Genomic DNA, 19,192 nt, shown 5'->3' with positions numbered 1-19,192 from the left:
CCCGCAAAGCCAGCCAGGGCTGCGATATATGAGGTCTCCGCCCTGCCAGGCTTTGCTCTCCTCAGCGCAGTATAAGTGACATTTCTAATTTGCAGACCGGGTGACATTTCTACTTGGTTGCAACACGATGTCGCCCTATTTTATAAAGAAATGCAGTACTTTAACCAACTATTCTAAAGCGCTGATACGGTTTATTATGTTAAAGATAGCGGCAGAGTCACGCCGCTCTTCCTTCACTCGCCGGTATTGGACAGTCCGAGCAAACCTGAACGTCGCAAAGGCGGCAAAGCGTGCGCCGGTCAGAGACCGTCGTATCCATAGAGATCAGGATTTTGTCCAAAAGACCGTCGAACAACTCTCGCTCTTGTTCAGAGAGCGGGACCAGCAATGCGTCTAAGGCTGAGAGCCGGCCTTGCAGCAGTTTGTCGCGAATTCTTCGACCCTGCTCGGTAAGTCGCAACGCAACCGCGCGCCGATCCTTTCCTTCGCCACGTTCAACAAGACCATCGGCAACCAGCCTGTCAACAAGCCGAACCGTGCCCGGGTGCGACAAACGCAAAATGCGACGCAGCCCGTCATTCGACAATCCGGTCCCGTGTCCGATGACCACCAGAGCGGCCGGTGTTTCGCCGACGCGGCCCAGAATATCGCGTGCGATGTCCTCTATTCGGTCGGCCACGGCAAGACCAAGGACCCCGAGAAGATTGGCTGTTCTGTCTGTCATGGCGGTACAATATGTGCGTTGCGCACGATTTTCAACTTGACAATATGTGCGGAGCGCACGTAATTTTGAAGATGCGAATGCAAAGTAGGATGGAAGGCACGTACGATGGCGGCAAAGCAGAACAAATCTGTAGATCCAGCTAATGCCGTACAACCGGACCAAAGGGTGTTTTGCCCGATACAGACTCCTGTTCTCCATCACGTCAGCCTCTTCGTCTCTGACATGGAAGTATCAACGCGCTTCTACATGGAAGGTCTTGGTCTTACCCTTCGAGAAGAGTTCGAAGACATCATTGGGCTGAGAGGAACGCACCGCTTTCCGTTTACAGTTGCGAGTGTTTTCCTTGAGGCAGGCGAAGGCCGATACATCGAACTACACCCTGCCGGTGACGGGGACATGTCTCCGCCGGGGTTTCCGATGAACCATCTGGCGCTCGCCGTCGTCGATGTGGATGCCGCCTACGCGCAAGCCCTCGCTTCCGGCGGTGCCCGGTTCGACATACCAATTCCCAATGAAGAATGGGATGGAACGCCGCTTGATGTGATTATGTCCGGCGCGCAACCAGAACCCATGCGGATGGCGTTCCTTCAGGGTCCAAGCGGCGAATTGATCGAACTTTATCAAGCCACAAACAACTGACAGGAACAGGGAGGGTTTCCGATGGATCACACACGAAGAAGCTTGCTCGTAGGTGCTGGGGCGCTGAGTGCCGCAGTACTGGCTGGAGAAAGCCAAGCCCATGGCGTCAACCCGAACGGTGGTGGCGTTTTGCTCAGCCCCGAAGGCTGGGATGCGGACGCCCCGCCTGAACTCGTGTTTCTGACAGAAGCGCGGGTGCAGCTTCAATTGCCACCGACAACTACGGGCGCAGGACCGAGCGGACAGCGGTTGATCTTCGACGTGACGGGTGGCACCTTTGATGGCCCGCATTTGAGAGGACGTGTGACAGAAGACGCAGGCGCGGACTGGGTGAACATCCGCGCGGACGGCGTCGGCGACCTTGATGTGCGCTTCACCTGGGAAACCCAGGACAACGCGCTGATCTATGTCCATTGGCATGGGCGGTTCTGGTCAGGCCGCGAGGATGCTGAATATGCCGCTGATGTCACGAAAGCGGACGATCCGGACGGCGCATGGCGCTACTACTTTCGCGCTGCGCCGCAGTTTGAAACGGGCGACCCGCGATATGCGTGGCTCAACAACATTGTGGCCGTCACCAAATCGCGCACTGGCGATGGGGGACCGATCCACCGATTTTACGCCGTGCTCTGAAGATCGGAATCTTGGCGACCCAAGTCATCAACGCCGCGCGAGAACCACTCGCCCGTTGAACGCGAACACTGAACAGGCGGGACAAGAAATGGCAGCGACAATTGAGGACAAAGCGAGACGTTTCGAGGACCTGCACGCCAGTGGTTGCTTTGTCATGGCGAACGCTTGGGACGCAGGGTCTGCTCGTGTGCTGGAAGCGGCTGGGTTTTCTGGTTTGGGAACGACCAGCGCGGGCTTCGCATGGTCAGTTGGGCAAACGGATGGGGAAACGTCGCGCGACCTCGTTTTGGAGAATGCTCGCGCGATCGTTGAAGCTGTCGACATTCCGGTTTCAGGCGATCTGTTAAACGGGTTCGGAGCAGCACCTGAGGCGGTAGCGGACACAATTCGCCTCGCTGGTGAGGCCGGGCTGGCGGGTGGATCAATTGAAGACACGACTGGCGATACTTCGGCTCCCCTTTTCGATCTGGAGCTAGCCAAGGAGCGGATCATCGCAGCCGTCGAAGCCGCGCGTGGGCTGGATCGCCCGTTTGTTCTTTGCGCTCGCGCAGATGGCCTCTTTGCGGGAGCCTGCGACATCGATGAGATACTCGCCCGATTGTCGCTCTTTGAGGAGGCCGGAGCCGATCTCCTGTTCGCCCCGGCGCTCATGTCACTCGCGGATGTGGACAAGGTAATCGATCACGTCAAAACACCGATCAACGTCTTGGCAGGCATAGGCAACGTAGGAACCGTTTCTGACTTTGCGCAACGCGGCGTCCGCCGTATCAGCGTTGGATCGCAGCTTTACAGCGCCGTTGCGGGACGCCTGCAAGCCGCGGCGCAGGAGCTTTACGAAGCGGGAACATTTGGTTGGACCGAGAGTGGCATGCCGTATCCGGCTCTGAATGAGCTGATGCTGTGAGACGGTTGATATCCGTCGCCAAACTTATCGCCTGCACGGTTTCTTGGAGCGCGCGGAATGCAACCTGGTAGTATTGCGCCACTCGCTGAGAAGAGCGTGCCGTTGATGCTGGCGGCGTTGGTCTTTGTCTTTATCATCAGCCACGCCTTTCGCACGGTCATTGGTGTTTCCGCAGAGCCATTGGCCACCGAGTTCAATGCGTCGGCACAGGCTCTCGGGGCTGTTGCGGGGTCGTTTCATCTGGCCTTTGCGTTCGCCCAACCTGCTGTGGGTGTAGCGCTCGACCGATATGGGCCCAAAAGCACCGTGATTGTTGCCTTTGTGATCGCGCTTTTCGGGGGCGTGATCTCTGCGATGGCGCATCGCGTGGACTTACTGATCCTTGGACAATGCCTGCTTGGGATTGGATGTGCTCCCGCGCTTCTCGCAGCGATGGTTCTCATCTCAAGACGCTACCCAGCTGAGAGGTTCGCGGCGCTCTCAGGCATCATCCTCGCGACGGGAGGCGTGGGCATGCTGCTGACGGCCACCCCGCTCGCATGGATTATTGAGATCTGGTCCTGGCGCGTCGGATTTGGCGTTCTCACGGGTTTGGCGGCCTTGAGTTGGCTGGCCGTGTTTTGGTTTCTGGAACAGGACCCAACCCGAACGCAGGGGCAGGATCAGACGATAGGCGCTGAGCTTCGCGGCCTTGGTGCCGTGATCGCACAACCCCACACACTTGGCATCTGCTGTCTTGGTGCGACCACCTATGCGGCGTTCATGGCCTTGCGTGGACTTTGGATTGGCCCGCTCCTGACGGATCGATATGCACTATCCCTCATCGACATCGGAAACGTCGTTTTGGCGATATCATTTGCCGTCATCCTTGGACCCTACCTGTTCGGGCGGATCGATCCAGGCCCACCCCGCCGCCGACGCATCATCATGTGGTTCAGCGCTGCCTATGCCGTCCAGTTCGCACTTCTGGCGATAGGCTGGGGTGTGCAGATTGACGTAGCGATTGCGGTCTTCACGGGCCTGTCCGGCGGCTATGTGACACTGCAATACGCGGACGTGCGCGCGTCTTACCCCACAGAAATGGCGGGCCGAGCGCTCAGTGTCTTCACAATGGCGATGTTTGGAGGTGTCGCGGCGATGCAATGGCTCAGCGGTGTTGCGGGAACGCTCGCCCTGGACTTGGGCATAGAGCCGTCACGCGCAGCGCTTTTGCTTGTCAGTGCCATTATTGCTCTCGCAACATTCGCATTCTGGCGACTGCCGCAACCGCCCAAGGAAGGGGCTGGTTGACCAGCATGTCACACGCCACACAGTTTGCACTCTTCGCAACATCCATTGGCGCATGCGGTGTGGCGTGGTGCGGCGATGTGGTGGTCGCAACGCGACTGCCAGATGCGTGTCCAGCGACAACCGCGCGTTTCTTCGCAGAACGGCGAAATGCAGAAGAGGGTTTCCCGCCGGAGCCAGTTCAACAGGCGATCACGGCCATGACCGGACTTCTCGAAGGGGATCGTACAGACCTTTCATTCATCGCGTGTGGTTTTGAAGGCGTCGATCCCTTCGCAACCAAGGTCTACGCGGTCACACAAAACCTGGCTCCGGGCGAAACGTCGACCTATGGCGAGATCGCGGACGAGATCGGCGAGAAACAGCGAGCGAGGGAGGTCGGGCAAGCTTTGGGTCACAATCCACTTCCGATCATTGTTCCGTGCCACCGCGTGTTGGGTGCTGGTGGGAAGCTGACCGGTTTTTCGGCGCCGGGCGGTGTGCAGCTGAAGCTCAAAATGCTCGAAATCGAAGGGGCACAGATTGGTAGCGCGCCGGGTTTGTTCGGAGACTTACCGCTATCGGTGAAGACGTAAACGCATCCGATCGCTACAGTTCGAGCGTGACAACCCATTTGTGCTTGCCGATCTTGCGCGTCCGCTCGAACCCCAACCTTTCGAACATGTGTAGCGCGCCGTTGAAGAGAAACGCAGGCGTTGCCTTGCGCCCTTCAATGTCTTCAGGATAGCCCTCAACGCGTCCGCCGCCGAGCGCTTTGATCTGTGCAACAGCGCCTGCGAGTGCTGCGGAGGCGACGCCACCGCCGCGATGCCCTTTGCCCGAGAAGAAGCAGGTGATGCGCCAGTCAGGCAACGCGGGGTTCTCTTTTTGGTAGGCCCGTGCGTTGTGGATGCGAGGCAGTTCCTCGGGTGATCCGAACTGACACCATCCGACACATGTGTCGTTGTGATAGACGAGGGCAGCGTGCGCCTCGCCTGCTCTGACGCGGGCTTCCTTCAAAACGCGTTTTTCTTCAACCGAGGCCCCGGCATGCTCTTTGCCATGGTACCACGTGCACCAACACCCACCCCACACCCCATTGTTGTCTTCAACGAGGCGCGCGAAGTCGTCCCAGGTGCTCACGTCGAGTGGCTTGGTTTTGTATTCCATAATGGAGCCTCATCTTTGAGAATCATTATGTGCGGTGCGCACATAACGTCAAGAGTAGGAAGTTTTACCCTTAGAAAGCGCACAAGCGAACATTTGTATTGCGAACGCGAACGGTCGGTTTGTCTCGCGGAGCCGTCAGCCGTGGCGACCAACGCGACTGACCATTAGCAAGTGTTTCGTCTCGAGAATCCAAACACGAGAGCCAAACGGCGTGAGGGCGGATCACTTTGGGATCCGCCCTCATTGATTGTTGCTTGAAGCAAATCTGTATCTTTGCCTTAGGCTATGCGATCTTCCGCTCGTTCGCTTCGGACAAAGCGGAAATGGCCGCTTCAAACTGTTTGAGCCCCGCGGCACCGGGCAATCGAAGCTTTTGTCCCGTCACGGTGTCGGTGAGGTAGATCGCAGGAACGCCTTGGACCCCAAGTGCTGCGGCTTCATCGTGCGAACGATCGACTCTCTCGCGATAATCACCTTTGTCGATGGCATCCGACACGGCCTTGGGATCAAGGCCCGTAGCCCGGGCAACATCTTCGATCACGGCCCTGTCCGCGATATCCCTGCCCTCTTCAAAGAAGGCTTTGAACATGGCTGTGTGGAACGCATCGAAGTGAGGTGTTTCTTTCGCATACTCTGCGGCTGCAAGGGCGTCTTTACTGTAAGGCTGGATCGGCGGCAGCTTGATGTCCAGACCGCGCTCTTTGGCGAGCGGGTAAACCGAGTTTGCCCAAACCGTGTGAAGATACTCGCCATCGGGCGGCAGTGTCGGGTTTGGGAACGGGCGAAGCTCGAACGCGTGCCAGTTCACCGTGATTTCGCGATCTGTACTGTTCTTCAGCGCGTCGAGCACCGGGAACTCAAGATAGCAATACGGGCAGACATAGTCCGACCAGATGTCGATGGTTATGGGGTTTCCTTGGGACATGTTCTTTCCTTTCTGCGTTCGTTAAAGCCCCTCTCTGGGCTTCCCTTCTCCACCAAAGATGAGACCCTTTGGCTGATGTTGAATAAGTGACGAATGGCGATGAGCGTTGCGTTTCATGCAACGACCGAGAGAGTGCTGTACTGTATGGAGACCTCCAGCCCTCTCACGTTGATTAATTGCTCCTAAGCAGCGATGGCTTGAGCTTCCCACGTCAAAAAGCGCTCTGCGTCGAGGGCCGCCATGGCCCCACTTGCGGCCGAGGTGACGGCCTGGCGATAGACGGGGTCTGCCACGTCGCCGGCTGCGAACACGCCGGGAACGCTTGTTTGTGTCGCCTGGCCCGACTTGCCGCCTTCCGTGACCAGATACCCGCTTTCGGTCTTCAGATCGTCTTTGAAGAGGCGCGTGTTGGGATCATGGCCGATGGCCACAAACATAGCGTCCGTCGCGATGATTTGCTCGTCTCCACTTTGCGTGCCCCGCAGCCTGAGCTGTGAGACCTCACCCGCATCCCCCATGACCTCGGAGACCTCGTGATCCCAGATCACATCCACATTGCCTTTGTCGACGAGCGCCTGAACGCGGTCTTGGAGCACCTGCTCTGCTGTGAAATGATCCCTACGGTGCACGATCGTCACGTGAGAGACGATGTTTGATAGATAGAGCGCCTCTTCGAGGGCCGAGTTCCCGCCGCCCACGACTACAACATTGCGATCTTTGAAGAAAAACCCATCACAGGTCGCACAGGCGGAGACGCCGCGTCCTTTGAAAGCGGTCTCCGACGGCAGGCCCAGGAACTTGGCGGATGCACCGGTGGCAATGATCACGCTGTCCGCCAGATAGGTACCCGTATTGCCCACCAGCTTGAAAGGGCGTTGTGACAGATCCGCTGATACAATCACGTCGTTCAACAACACCGTGCCAGTGCGTTGCGCATGTTCGCGCATTTGGGTCACGAGATCCGAGCCTTGCAGCCCATCCGCACCGCCCGGCCAGTTCTCCACATCGGTGGTTGTGGTGAGTTGGCCACCCACCTCCAAGCCACTGATCAGGGCAGGTTCCAGACCGGCGCGCGCGCCATAAATCGCCGCGGAGTAACCCGCGGGCCCGCTGCCAATCACAACAAGCTTGTGATGTGTCTCTTTGAATGTCTCGTGGCCGTAGCGGCCTAAAAGGGGATCGAGCTCTCCGGCAGCTTCAAGGGCAGCCATGTCGTCGAAACCACCAACGTGATGGTCGTCAATGAAGATCTGCGGGACACTCTTGCGTCCGGAACGCTCAATCATCTCGGCGCGCACGTCTTCGTCGGTCGAGATGTTGATCTCGTTGAACTGAGCGCCCTTCGCCTTAAGCAGTGCCTTTGCCCGATCACAGAAGGGGCAGACGTCCTTGGTGTACATAGTGATCTTGGTCATTGTCTTGTCTCCTCAATGTCGGGGTCAACCGACCCGTTCACTCATGTCTTTGCGAAACAACAGGCTGTCGCCTGCCTGGGTGCCCTGCCGATAGAGCATGTTCCCAAGCATCATTTGGCCGGGTTCCCAGCGTTCCAGCGCGGCATCGACATCCTCGGGCGTACGAGCCAGCGCGTCATAGAGTGCAAGTGCGTTCGCCGCCGCCTTCGATGTGCTGGCCGCCGTATGGGGGCGCGGAACAAATGCAGCATCGCCAAGCAAAATGACCCGTCCGTTCACCATACTGGGCACGGTCAAATCGCGGATGGCCTGGGCGAAGGGTTCTTGTGTCGAATGCACCGCCTCGCGGAAGGGTGCCGGAAGCAACGCGTCCGCCTCGCGATAGACATGTGCTTTCCAATCTGCGGACAGTTTTCCTTCGGGCATCGAATACCCACGCTGCTTGCCATCCTTGTCGGTCATGATCTTAGCGAGGGTTTCGTCATCCGCGACGCGGTACCAAACCCAGTTGTAAAACCGTTTGCCGGGGTCCGTGGTGTTGTTCTCACCGGGCACAAGATAGCCCAGGATGTGGGAGCCCGTGGTGTTGGAAAACCCGAAATCCCCCAACAGACCATCCCGAGCCGCGGGCGTCAGGTCATTCTCCGGGATCAAACCGCGCCAGGCGAGATACCCCGCATAGGCGGGTTTTGCATCCGGCCAAATGAGCTGCCGCACCGTTGATCCGTTGCCATCGGCGCCGACCAGGAGATCCCCGGTCTCGCGCGACCCATCTTCGAAAATCGCGGTGACAGTCTTGGCGTCTTCGTCCTGTTCAATTGATGTCAGAACCCGCCCACGATGATAGTGAGCGTCGCCAAAGGTCTCCTTCATCGTGGAATAAATCAACGGCCAGGAGGTTTGCATTTGCGGCGCGGGGCGTTTGTCCTGAATGCTCCCGTCCTTGCGATAAACAACCCTGTTCTTGGACGGCACACCGAGGCTCATGGCGCCGATGTCGACACCCGCTTCGCGGAATACTTCGACCACATCCGGTTGCAGCACCACGCCACCGCCCCGGCTGTCGAGATCATGGGCCGAGCGCTCATAGATATCGACGTCCCATCCGGCCTTCTTGAGCATGTTGCCCGCGAACAGCCCGCCAAGCGAACCACCGATGACGATGGCGCGGTTACGTTTTGGTTTTGCATTGGTCATTGTCGTGATCCTCGTGCAGATGTCAGCTTCATCTCTGAATGTAGCGACCACCTGAGTTGGTGATAATTAGACGGTTTGCGATATCATCTTTGCGCTTTCCGCAACGATGCCATGTGCAGGAAAGAGCGGCAAAACCTCGGCACCGAACTCTTCCACAACCTCCGCTGCAGGTCTGGTGCTGTGCCGCAGGTTGATCATGACATGATGCACACCGAGGTCCTGAAGGCCTTCCAGATGGTCGATCAACCGGTTCCGCCCAAAGCGGAAACCCAGAAAGATCGGGCTTTGCGGCGCGTTTGGATCTTCTGCCAAATCCACAAAGAGGGATTGAGCAAAGGGCTTAAACTGACCGGGTGCGCGTTGATCCAAGGCCGTGTGCCACAATCCGATGCGGCGGCGCTGGTCTTCGATATCGCGTGGATAGGAGATCCACCCGTCCATGTGTTCCGCAATCCACTGAACACTCTGTTGCCCGCTGCCGACGGCGAAGAGCGGCAGGCGCGGTGCGGTCGGCTTTGGAAGAAGATCGAGACCTCCATCGAATGCCGTGGGGCCCGAAGCAAAGCGTGGGAAGTCATGCTCCGTGAGCTGGCGAATGGTCTCAATGCCATCCCGATAGGCTTGGCCCCGAGTTGCATGGTCATAGCCAAAGGCCGGGTATTCCGTTGCCCGGTCGCCCGACGCGGCCCCCAACATGAATCGCCCCCCTGACAGCACGTCCAATGACGCCGCAGCTTTCGCAACGTGAATGGGATGACGGAGCGGTAGGACGATGCCTGCGGTCGACAGAGCAATGTTCTTCGTGCGCGCCGCCAGTTGCGATAGCCACACCCAGGGGTCATAGATTTGACCCGCGTCGCCAAACTCCGGATCGAACAAGGGCACATCGCGCGACCAAAGCGCGGCAAAGCCCAGTTCATCGATCCTTGCCGCCTGCGCGAGCTGCCCGGTCATGTTCGGAACGCCGTGCACCAGAGGTGCCGTTGGCATCATTATCCCCAGCGACAGTTTCCCCGGTGCGAAGGTCCTTGAAAACCCAACATGCGAGGCATTCTCGTTGGATAGGGTCATTGCGCTATCTCCTCCGCAGACTGGGATTTGTGTGACGCGCCATATGGTGTGAGCGCGATCATCGCTGCGGCGGTCAGATCAGAAACAGACCCCACCATTGGCACGACCGACATCAGGTTGTCGGAATAAACCGGACGGGAAAAACCAGCTTTTGGTTGTTTCGGAGCACTATGTGTCTGCGTGAGCATGTTACGTCCTTTCAAATGTTCGATGTGTGAAGTGTCGTTGCTCGCAGAGGTGCCGCGGGCGAGAGCAACGGGTCGAGTGACTGGTAGACCAGAACGTCCAGCAATCGCGCTCGGATGTCCGCCGTCTCCATGTGACCTTGGTCAGTCCGATGACCGCCGCCCTTGGTGGATTGGGTGCTGACACCCAATCCATCTTTTGCGTCGAAAGGCATGGTCTCAACCCGCAGCCACATCGACCGCCGCCTTCTCCTTGGCCGCCGATTGAATGGCCTCAAACAGCACTTCGGCTGATTGCGCACCGCCGATGATCTGTCCCTCGATGTCAAACTGCGGGACGCCTTGAACACCGGAACGCGCTGTGCGCTCCAACAAGTCTCGAGTGTCGGCGTCGGTCGTTGCATCCGCCAAATAGGTCCAGGCATCTTCCCCGTTGAGACCTGCCTCGGCGGCGATTTCCGCAAGGACACCTTGATCGCCAATGTCTCGTCCTTCGGCAAAATACGCTCTCAGAACCCGATGCGCGATATCCGCCTGGCGGCCCTGTTTGTCCGCCCAATGCGTCAGCTTGTGAGCCGCAAAGGTGTTGGGTGTGCGTTCGATACTGTCGTAGTTGAATTCAACGCCATCTGGCTTGCCCGCCTCAACAGTACCCGCATCCAGGGATTGGCTGCGCTCCGAGGAGCCAAACTTCATGGACCGGTAGATCTCCCGGTTCATCCCCTCTTTCTGCATGTGAGGATTGAGCTCGAACGGCTGCCAATGGATGTTGACGTCAATGTCTGCTGGCAGCAACGCCAGGGCATTCTCGAGACGCTTTTCACCAATCCGGCACCACGGACAGATGAAGTCCGATGTGAGGCGGATTTCGACGACTGTCTTTTCTGTGGTCATGGTTTTTCTCCAATTCGCTGTCTGGCAAGAACATGGCAAAGCAGCCACTCGTTGATAATCGGTCGAAAACCGGCATAAGTATTGCGTATGACGCAACGATAGTTCGGAGATGATATGGACTACTTTGCAGCACTTCGCGCCTTCCGCGCAGTTGTCGAAGAAGACGGGTTTGCGCCCGCAGCGCGCCTTATGGGATTGGCGACATCCTCTTTGACTAGGCAGGTAAATGCGCTGGAAGACAGCCTCGGAACACAGCTTCTCAATCGCTCCACGCGGAGCGTTACACTGACGGATGCAGGTTCAGCCTATTATGATCAGGCGATCCTGGTGCTCGATGCGCTGGATGACGCAAATCGCAGCGTCAGCGAGGCCGGGGGCGCACCCCGCGGTCTTCTTAGGATATCCATGCCCGTTGTCTTTGGGTCGTTACACGTCGCTCCAGCCATGGGGCTCTTTATGCGGCGCTGTCCTGAAATCGAGTTGGACTTCCGCCTCAGCGATGGCTTCGTGAACCTGGTGGAAGAGCGGATCGACATTGCGATCCGGATAGGGAAACTCGATACGAGCAGCCTTATCGCCCGAAAACTCGCACCTAATCGACGACTGATCTGTGCCAGCCCGGACTATCTCGGCGAACATGGCGTTCCGGAACATCCCGACGATCTGAGGGATCACAATTGTCTCTGCTTTGCCTTCGCAGACGGAGACCGCACCTGGAAGATGGAAAAGGATGGCGAGAGCCTGAGCGTGAAAGTCGCTGGCAGCATGGTGGCCAACAACTCCGAGATGCTGCGCCAAACAGCAATCAGCGGAGGTGGGCTGCTTATGATGCCGTCTTGGCTGGTAGGTGAGGACGTTAAAGCGGGCCGCCTCAAACCGATCCTATCTGACTGGACCGTCGGCCATGGAGAAACGAACACAGCCATCCATGCAGTCTATTTGCCAAACCGGAAAGGATCGAAAAAAGTGACGGCCTTCGTGGACCACCTTGCCGCGCACTTCGGGTCGCCGCCCTACTGGGAGTGACGTATGCCTTCGGTCATGGTGGAAGACCTATTATGTAAAAAATCGTTTGTTATCCGAGTTGTGAACACTTCTGCAATCTCTCCATAGTGGTATCTAGTTTGGCTCAATACTACTTTCTGGTGCGCTGAATTATCGCAAAGTCCACGAAGCTGCGATGTGCATGGCTTACTGTGTATGGGTGAAGTCTCAGCTCGCCTCGATGGGTAAACGCTGCCGCACTAGCTCGGCAAACCAGCGCGCGCCGGGTAGTAGGGCTTCGTCGTTGAACTCAAACTCTGAACTGTGACAGACGGCGCTGTCACCGTTGCCGATATTCGCGAATGCACCGGGGGCAATTAGTAGAGCTTGTGCGAAGTCTTCGGCTCCCCCCTCCCGCGGTGCGTCACCAGATACATTTTCTGGACCAAACACAGCCTGTGCCGCAGCCAATGCATGTTGAGTACAGGCTTCTTCGTTCACCAATGGAACAAACACGCGCTCATAATAGACTTTGGCCTCACATCCATGCGAAGTCGCAATGCCATCTACAATTCGGCGCAAGGTGTATTCGATTTTTTTGCTTACAACCGAACTGAAATGACGGCAATCGCCTTCAATCTTCAATTCGCTAGAAATGGCGTTCTTTACATTGTCGCCGAGAATGGACGTGACAGACACGACAGCAAGTTCTGCCGGGTCCAATACACGCGAAACAATTGTTTGAAGCTCCGACACAATCGACGCCCCGCACACAATTGCATCTCTGCAAAGATGCGGACTTGATGCGTGGCCGCCCGCGCCTTTTACTGTTACTTGGAAGCCGTCCTCAGCAGCCATGAATGGGCCCGACCGGGTCTCGAGTTGACCAACGGGCAGACCTGGTTTGATATGCAGCCCATAAACTTCGTCAAACGGGATTTTGGTACCAAGGCCGTCGCGAATCATGGCTTTCATGCCTTGCCCCCATTCCTCCGCAGGCTGAAAGACGAATCTTACTGTGCCATCGAACGTATCTTCTGCCATGAGCAAAGTTGCAGCTCCCAGAAGTATTGCAGTGTGCCCATCATGACCGCAGGCATGCATTAACCCCGGTTTGGAGGATGCATGTGGCAGATTTGTTGTTTCTTGAATGCGCAGACAATCCATATCTGCTCTCAAAGCGACAGTGCGCGCGCGGGTTCCGCGCTTGAGGGTTGCAACAACGCCCGTACCACCGACCCCCGTAACTACATCTTCGTAGCCAAGTTCGCGCAAGCGGCCGACAATGAAATTTGCAGTTTCAAATTCTTCGAAGCCAAATTCAGGGTTCTGGTGCAAGTGGCGCCGCCACTCAGTCATTGAGTGCTTGAGCTTACCTTCTTCGAACACTTTCTTTGCCGCTTCCAACTTTTGCCATTCATACCATGCCCAGTTTAGCTCAGCTTGCATTACAGCGTTGCAGAAGTCCATCGAACGAGGACACTTCAGCTGCGTCAACAAAACACGCATTGTCTGAGAAACCATCGACGCTGAGTTAATCCAAATCATCGATGTGAGCAAACGTAGGTCCGTTCGAGAACGGCAGCGTTCACACAGCGGAGGACGTTGCTTCGTTGTACAGCAGTTCGGTTCAAAAAAACTTGATTTACTAGAGTTAAAAGTGGTCCATTCAGAAAAATTTTAGAAGATCTAAATGGTCGCACAACTGCGCCAAGTCCGCCTGAACCCGACGGCTCTACGCTGCAAACCTGGGTCATTTCTAATTGATAGGATTGAGAACAACAGAAAGTAAGGTCCAATTAGCCGTCTAAGTTGGATGTCGCCACGCGAGATCGTAGAAGCCAAAACCCAAGTTGCCTGGGTGTCCGGAGACGCGGTGGCTCTGCATAAGACGGAACTCAGTCAGGAAACAAATGAACGGCATCAAAGCGCTCACATTTGACGTATTCGGAACAGTGGTCGACTGGCGGAGCTCTGTTGCTGAAGAGCTTAGAACGTTTTTTGAACCGCGACGCCTGAGCCGGGATTGGTTCGCTTTCATCGATGACTGGCGCGAACTCTATCAACCAGCGATGGAAGATGTCCGCTCTCAGCGCCGATCATTTGTCATCCTTGATGTTCTGCATCGTGAAAACCTCATCAAGTTATTGGAAAAATACGAGATCCATGGGTTGAGCGAGGATGACATCCTCGAGTTGAACACTTGTTGGCATCGCTTAAAGCCCTGGCCCGACTCCGTCGATGGACTTCTAGAATTGCGCAAATCGTTTACCCTTGCGACACTGTCCAATGGCAATATGGCTTTGATGACCAACTTGGCGCGGCACTCAGCGCTTCCGTGGCACATGATTTTGGGTGCAGAGTTCGCGCAGGCCTACAAACCTGATCCTAGAACGTATCTGTGTACCGCATCAGCTCTCGGGCTTGAGCCTTGCCAATGCATGATGGTCGCAGCCCACAACAAAGATCTTCGGGCCGCGCGAGAACTTGGCTTCAAAACTGCATACGTTAATCGGCCAACAGAGTATGGCCCAGGCCAAACCACAGATCTTGGTCCAGAAGAGAATTGGGACATAGTTTGCGAGTCGATGGTCGAACTCGCGGATTTCTTGAAGCAGTAGGGTATGTCGCGACGTCCTTTTACTGAAACGTGACAGTACACCCATCGTCTTCATCACAATGGTTCCAACTCTGTGACTGAGCGCTGCGCCACGCTTCGATGACATCGTCCCGACTGGCCGCTTCCTCCGCAAGAAAAGTGGTGGGACACATTAAAGCATACTTATATGAGACCCCATGGCCAAAGTCGGATATGCCCGTGTCAGTTCAGTCGGACAATCTTTGGACGTGCAACGTGAAAAGCTGCGTGACTGTGACACGATGTTCGAGGAAAAGCGTAGCGGCACCACCGCTGCCCGCCCTCAGCTAAAACAGTGCCTCAACTATGTCCGCGAAGGCGACCAACTGATCGTAACCCGCATCGACAGGCTGGCTCGATCCACGTTGCATCTCTGCCAGATTGCCGAGACCCTGCGCAATAAAGGCGTCGATCTTGTCGTCCTTGATCAGAACATCGACACATCCGATGCCACCGGACGGCTTTTGTTCAACATGCTCGGGGCCATCGGCCAATTAGAGACCGAGATCCGCGCTGAGCGGCAAATGGACGGGATCAAGAAGGCGAAGGATCGAGGTGTTCAGTTCGGAAAGCGTCCCGCGCTTACTAATGATCAGATCGTAGAACTGCGCGACAAACGCGCAAGTGGCACTCTGATCAAAGATCTCATGGCGGAATACAGCCTCTCTAAGGCTACCATCTACCGTTATCTCACCGAAAACGAAGGCTGAGCGCAAATCCAGAACCTCAATCCGGGCTTAACGCCCTATTCTGCACTCAGCCGGAGTCGACCCCTTCTGGCCCGCCCCGTCACAACGAAGCTACGTTTTTGTTAGGATGCGGTCGCTCCTTCGAGGACGATGGCGGCGCTTTTGTAGGCTTGTCTGGTGCGGTCAATATGCGCTGTGAGAAGAGATTTGATTTTGGCCATGTCACCTTCGCGAACGGCAATAGCGATTTTCGAATGCTCGTCGAAGGAGAGCTCAGTATGCTGTGGCAGCTTCGCCAAATGGGTTCGCAATGCGGCAATCTTACCGATGTAGCGTGTATAGCTGGCCGTCAGATAATCGTTACCGGCATGTTCAAAAATCAACTGATGAAATGTGGTATCCAGTGAAAGGTAGCCCTTTTCGTTACCTCGCCTGCGTTCCTTCTCCATGTCCTTCACGACCCGCTGCATGTCGTCGGCAAGACCTTCCGGGTTCCGCAACAACGCAAGTTCAAAGGCGGCAGTTTCGATAGCCTGTCTGAAATCGCAGATCTGAGTCACTTCCGGCTCAGACAGCGAAAAAACGCGTGCGCCTTTTTGAGGCTCGATACTGACCAACCCTTCGTCACGTAATTGAGCGAGTGCTTCGCGGACTGGCGATTTCGATACGCCCAACTCTTCGGAAATTTTTCGCTCCGACAAAACCTGACCCATCTTCAGGGAGCCATCGATAATGCTGTTTCGCAAGTGTTCCAGTGCGAGTTCACGCAATGACTTAGGTCTCTCCAGCGCCATCTGGGGATTTCTCCAAAAAAGGTGTTGCCAGATGCAGGATATCTGATACACCAGATTAGGCAAGCTGGTATATCAGATATCAGAAGATGCTAGGGAGAACAAACAAAGTGCGCGCAGAGTTGGTTGCAGACTGTAAGAACCAGCACGGGGAAGGGATTTTCTGGAATCCCGCCGATGGTCTTGTTTGGTGGACCGACATAGAGGGTTGTGCCCTTTGGTCATTTGATCCTGCAACGTTGGAAACAACGTCTCATGAGATGCCGGAGCGCGTGTGTTGCTTCGCGCCTCGCGCGTCTGGCGGTCTGATCGTTGCTTACGCAGACCGAGTAGTCGTATTCAACACGCCCGAGGGCGAGGAAGCCCTTGTGACGCGGTTCGAGCCGAACAACCCTGAGACACGGCTGAATGACGGGCGACCAGATCGCCAGGGGCGATTGATTGTCGGAGGCATGAACGAAGTTTCTGGTAAGGCCAATTCGTCAGTCATCTGCGTAGATACGGATTTGAGCGTACAGACGATCATCGAAGGAGTATCTTGCGCCAATTCGACTTGCTTCACGGCAGACGGTGCCACGATGTTCTTCGCCGATACCCCGGATCGAGAAATCGTCGCATTTGACTACGACACCAGCGGTGGAACCGTTTCTAACCGTAGGCAGCACGCTTCTTTCAATGATGAGCCTGGCTTGCCCGATGGGTCCTGTGTCGATGCCGAAGGGGGCGTCTGGAACGCAGAATGGGAAGGTCATCGCGTTGTTCGCGTCGCACCCGACGGCACGATAGATCGTGTGATTGAGGTGCCGGTCTGGAAACCCACTTGCTGTGCTTTCGGCGGCCCTGATCTCGACACGCTTTTCATCACGACCTCAAGGCTGATGAGTGACGAAGCAGCTTTAACGCAGATCATGATCGATACGACCGAGGTCTGGCCGTTGATCGGCCGTGATTTTCAGGCACGGATGACCGAAGAGCCTGAGGTCGAGACCAACGTTGTACCGTTTAAAACCAAACCCGCCGCTCCGGAGGACGCGGGTGGAACGATCTGGTCACAGGTTCAAACGATCCTTCACGGGCGTGATCCGGAGCTTTGGAGCAGTTGGTTCCAGCATCTGAACGAAGTTGAGAGGGCAGGGGGGTGCGTTACTTTGATCGCGCCCTCGCGTTTCATGGCAGACTACATCGCTCAGAAATGGTCTGCGCGCTTATTGGCTGCCTACAGTCGGGTAGATCCAGAGGTCAGAACTTTGCGTATAGATGCGACCGAGTAAACTGCTGTTAGCTTCGCGTTTGTCGGTGTGCCGGAACCGGGTGGCATGAGACTTGCATTTCATGCTGACGGTAAAACCAAGCGATCCATGGTCTGTCACAAAAAGACGTGTGTGATGGGCTACACGCAGCTGGAAAACCAATTGGGAAGGGGATGATTGCTTACACCGGTCGATAGCTGATAGGGAAGTTGCTCTAGACATACTATCAATCCACAACTGCATGGTGAGCGTTGACTATCACCCATGCGAGACACTGGGCTGGTCTGTATTGGTTTCTATCGCTGAGTTCAGAAAGGTAGTATCCTCGAAGTTTAACCTTGTAAATCTTCTATTGAATGGAGTAAATGCAAGGTATGATCGAACGCGGCGATAGAAAATCAGTTGAAGACTCACTGGAGAACCAGGCGGGCGTCGTCCTGCTTGGGCCGCGGCAAGTCGGGAAGACAACACTCGCGCTGGACATCGCTGAAAGTCGTGACGCTGTCTATCTTGATATGGAGAGATCTGCTGATCGCCAGGTGCTCGAAGAGCCAGACCTCTATCTCGACGAGCAGGTTGGACGCCTGGTAGTGATTGATGAAGTTCAGCTTATGCCGGGCCTGTTTAAGGCATTACGCGGGCAAATTGACCGGCGACGAAGACAAGGGTATCGGACTGGGCAATTCCTGCTGCTGGGGTCGGCCTCGAACACGCTTCTGCACCAAAGCGCAGAATCTTTGGCCGGCCGGGTCAGCTATCACGAGCTGACGCCTTTCATCTTGTCGGAAACCGGAGCGGACTCGATATCCGCGCTGTGGTTGCGGGGTGGGTTTCCAGATAGCTTCCTTGCGAAGAACGACCAGACCAGCCTGACATGGCGCGAGGATTTCATCCGTACCTATCTGGAACGCGATGTTCCGGCTTTTGGGTTCCGCATTCCAGCGGAAACACTGCGCCGATTTTGGACGATGCTTGCGCATGACCAAGGCGGGTTGCTCAACGCAGCAAAACTAGCGGGAAACCTTGGCGTATCGGGCCAGAGCGTTGCGCGCTATCTTGACTTGCTGGTCGACCTGATGCTGGTGCGTCGTTTGCCGCCCTGGCATTCCAATGCCGGAAAGCGCCTGGTCAAGTCTCCCAAGATCTATATCCGCGATTCCGGGCTGGCCCATGCACTTCTTGGGATCGAAACGCAAGAAGACCTACTTAGGCATCCGGTTGTCGGCGGCAGTTGGGAAGGATTCTGTATCGAGAACCTGATCGCCGCGGCACCACGCGGAACAGAAGCAAGCTTCTACCGCTCTTCCGCTGGGGCTGAGGTGGATTTGATGTTGAAGCTTCCCCGTGGCGCCCTCTGGGCCATAGAGATCAAGCGGACGACATCTGCCAAGGTAACGCGCGGGTTTCACATCGCGACAGACGAATTGGACGTCTCAGAACGCATACTTGTCTATGCAGACGAAAAGGATGTGCCGGGGCAGGGGGGAGTACGGGCAATGCCCCTCAAGAGTGCTATGGAACGACTGGCGTCCGCCAAGGCTCAATAGCGACCGGGCCGCTGATAGCGGGTTCGAAATTGAACGTTGTAGCCCACCTCAAGCGCAACCTTGTTGCAATTGAAAATACTGCCACGACGGGCGGAAAGCTGATGGTGTGGATGGCTCCTGCTCCAACGGGCGTCGCAATGCGTCATAGTGCAGTTGTCTAAGACTGCTTATGAGAGGAGCCACCCCATGCAAGTTACCACAATCGGCGTTGATCTGGCCAAGAACGTTTTCCAGGTCCATGGGATCACCGCCACTGAGGAAGTTGTGTTC

At 56.2% G+C, this 19,192-nt stretch carries 22 protein-coding genes and 1 pseudogene; 10 read left to right on the top strand and 13 right to left on the bottom strand.

The window, feature by feature from the left end; genetic code table 11:
- Positions 1–217: 217 nt before the first annotated feature.
- Positions 218–724: a MarR family winged helix-turn-helix transcriptional regulator gene (locus tag J7394_RS22150; protein WP_209256132.1), complete on the bottom strand. Its 507-nt coding sequence runs from the start codon at positions 722–724 to the stop codon at positions 218–220.
- Positions 725–829: 105 nt separating this feature from the next.
- Here J7394_RS22150 and J7394_RS22145 point away from each other — a divergent pair, with 105 nt between their 5' ends.
- The 5 genes from J7394_RS22145 (at position 830) to J7394_RS22125 (ending at position 4,762) form a co-directional block, all read left to right on the top strand.
- Positions 830–1,363 (top strand): VOC family protein, encoded by a 534-nt coding sequence (locus J7394_RS22145; RefSeq protein WP_209256131.1) that lies wholly within the window; start codon positions 830–832, stop codon positions 1,361–1,363.
- A 21-nt stretch (positions 1,364–1,384) separates the two neighbouring features.
- Entirely contained in the window at positions 1,385–1,996 is a 612-nt protein-coding gene (locus J7394_RS22140; protein WP_209256130.1) for a DUF3237 domain-containing protein, read from the top strand.
- Between the two features lie 88 nt (positions 1,997–2,084).
- Positions 2,085–2,900 carry an oxaloacetate decarboxylase gene (locus J7394_RS22135; protein WP_209256129.1) on the top strand — a complete coding sequence of 272 codons (816 nt, stop codon included), beginning with the start codon at positions 2,085–2,087 and terminating at the stop codon, positions 2,898–2,900.
- A 57-nt stretch (positions 2,901–2,957) separates the two neighbouring features.
- On the top strand, positions 2,958–4,190 hold the full coding sequence (locus J7394_RS22130; RefSeq protein WP_209256128.1) for an MFS transporter: 1,233 nt from the start codon (positions 2,958–2,960) through the stop codon (positions 4,188–4,190).
- A gap of 197 nt (positions 4,191–4,387) precedes the next feature.
- Entirely contained in the window at positions 4,388–4,762 is a 375-nt protein-coding gene (locus J7394_RS22125; protein ID WP_209256127.1) for a methylated-DNA--[protein]-cysteine S-methyltransferase, read from the top strand.
- A gap of 13 nt (positions 4,763–4,775) precedes the next feature.
- Here the strand turns inward: J7394_RS22125 and J7394_RS22120 are convergent, their stop codons facing one another.
- The 9 genes and pseudogenes from J7394_RS22120 to J7394_RS22085 all read right to left on the bottom strand — a co-directional run bounded on the left by J7394_RS22120 (position 4,776) and on the right by J7394_RS22085 (position 11,023).
- Positions 4,776–5,336, bottom strand: a complete 561-nt coding sequence (locus tag J7394_RS22120) for a GNAT family N-acetyltransferase (RefSeq protein ID WP_209256126.1) — start codon at positions 5,334–5,336, stop codon at positions 4,776–4,778.
- Between the two features lie 283 nt (positions 5,337–5,619).
- Entirely contained in the window at positions 5,620–6,261 is a 642-nt protein-coding gene (locus J7394_RS22115) for a DsbA family protein (protein WP_209256125.1), read from the bottom strand.
- Between the two features lie 182 nt (positions 6,262–6,443).
- The gene (gene trxB / locus J7394_RS22110) at positions 6,444–7,382 is read right to left on the bottom strand and encodes a thioredoxin-disulfide reductase (RefSeq protein ID WP_371812148.1); all 939 of its coding nucleotides are present in this window, start codon (positions 7,380–7,382) and stop codon (positions 6,444–6,446) included.
- 60 nt (positions 7,383–7,442) lie between these two features.
- A pseudogene (grxC, locus tag J7394_RS22980) lies at positions 7,443–7,661 on the bottom strand (glutaredoxin 3); the annotation flags it as partial.
- A 39-nt stretch (positions 7,662–7,700) separates the two neighbouring features.
- A complete protein-coding gene (locus tag J7394_RS22105; protein WP_209256124.1) occupies positions 7,701–8,873 on the bottom strand; it encodes an FAD binding domain-containing protein in 1,173 nt (390 codons plus the stop codon).
- A 66-nt stretch (positions 8,874–8,939) separates the two neighbouring features.
- Positions 8,940–9,944 (bottom strand): LLM class oxidoreductase, encoded by a 1,005-nt coding sequence (locus tag J7394_RS22100; RefSeq protein WP_209256123.1) that lies wholly within the window; start codon positions 9,942–9,944, stop codon positions 8,940–8,942.
- Positions 9,941–10,132, bottom strand: a complete 192-nt coding sequence (locus J7394_RS22095) for a hypothetical protein (protein ID WP_209256122.1) — start codon at positions 10,130–10,132, stop codon at positions 9,941–9,943. The genes J7394_RS22100 and J7394_RS22095 overlap by 4 nt, the downstream gene beginning before the upstream one ends.
- 11 nt (positions 10,133–10,143) lie before the next feature.
- Positions 10,144–10,344, bottom strand: coding sequence for a hypothetical protein (locus tag J7394_RS22090; RefSeq protein WP_209256121.1), 201 nt, complete (start codon positions 10,342–10,344; stop codon positions 10,144–10,146).
- Between the two features lie 4 nt (positions 10,345–10,348).
- Positions 10,349–11,023, bottom strand: coding sequence for a DsbA family oxidoreductase (locus J7394_RS22085; RefSeq protein WP_209256120.1), 675 nt, complete (start codon positions 11,021–11,023; stop codon positions 10,349–10,351).
- A 114-nt stretch (positions 11,024–11,137) separates the two neighbouring features.
- On the opposite strand from J7394_RS22085, the gene J7394_RS22080 reads away from it, so the two are divergent.
- Positions 11,138–12,049, top strand: a complete 912-nt coding sequence (locus tag J7394_RS22080; protein WP_209256119.1) for a LysR family transcriptional regulator — start codon at positions 11,138–11,140, stop codon at positions 12,047–12,049.
- A gap of 186 nt (positions 12,050–12,235) precedes the next feature.
- On the opposite strand, the gene J7394_RS22075 is transcribed toward J7394_RS22080, so the two are convergent.
- Positions 12,236–13,567, bottom strand: a complete 1,332-nt coding sequence (locus tag J7394_RS22075) for an amidohydrolase (RefSeq protein ID WP_209256118.1) — start codon at positions 13,565–13,567, stop codon at positions 12,236–12,238.
- 353 nt (positions 13,568–13,920) lie between these two features.
- On the opposite strand from J7394_RS22075, the gene J7394_RS22070 reads away from it, so the two are divergent.
- Together J7394_RS22070 and J7394_RS22065 are read left to right on the top strand one after the other, a co-directional pair.
- Positions 13,921–14,628, top strand: a complete 708-nt coding sequence (locus tag J7394_RS22070; protein WP_209256117.1) for a haloacid dehalogenase type II — start codon at positions 13,921–13,923, stop codon at positions 14,626–14,628.
- A gap of 175 nt (positions 14,629–14,803) precedes the next feature.
- A complete protein-coding gene (locus J7394_RS22065) occupies positions 14,804–15,355 on the top strand; it encodes a recombinase family protein (RefSeq protein WP_209256116.1) in 552 nt (183 codons plus the stop codon).
- 101 nt (positions 15,356–15,456) lie between these two features.
- Here the strand turns inward: J7394_RS22065 and J7394_RS22060 are convergent, their stop codons facing one another.
- The gene (locus J7394_RS22060) at positions 15,457–16,128 is read right to left on the bottom strand and encodes a GntR family transcriptional regulator (protein WP_010437239.1); all 672 of its coding nucleotides are present in this window, start codon (positions 16,126–16,128) and stop codon (positions 15,457–15,459) included.
- An 86-nt stretch (positions 16,129–16,214) separates the two neighbouring features.
- Between J7394_RS22060 and J7394_RS22055 the strand changes: the two genes are divergently transcribed.
- Together J7394_RS22055 and J7394_RS22045 are read left to right on the top strand one after the other, a co-directional pair.
- Positions 16,215–17,396: an SMP-30/gluconolactonase/LRE family protein gene (locus J7394_RS22055; RefSeq protein ID WP_247748371.1), complete on the top strand. Its 1,182-nt coding sequence runs from the start codon at positions 16,215–16,217 to the stop codon at positions 17,394–17,396.
- 344 nt (positions 17,397–17,740) lie between these two features.
- Positions 17,741–18,922 (top strand): ATP-binding protein, encoded by a 1,182-nt coding sequence (locus tag J7394_RS22045; RefSeq protein WP_371812146.1) that lies wholly within the window; start codon positions 17,741–17,743, stop codon positions 18,920–18,922.
- Between the two features lie 48 nt (positions 18,923–18,970).
- On the opposite strand, the gene J7394_RS22040 is transcribed toward J7394_RS22045, so the two are convergent.
- Positions 18,971–19,192 (bottom strand): hypothetical protein (locus J7394_RS22040; protein WP_209256114.1); only part of this gene is annotated, 222 nt, incomplete at its 5' end.

This window comes from Ruegeria sp. R13_0 (assembly GCF_017743995.1).
Lineage (GTDB): Bacteria > Pseudomonadota > Alphaproteobacteria > Rhodobacterales > Rhodobacteraceae > Ruegeria.
The sequence above is the reverse complement of the archived record's forward strand: the minus strand, read 5'-3'. Positions and strand labels throughout refer to the sequence as shown.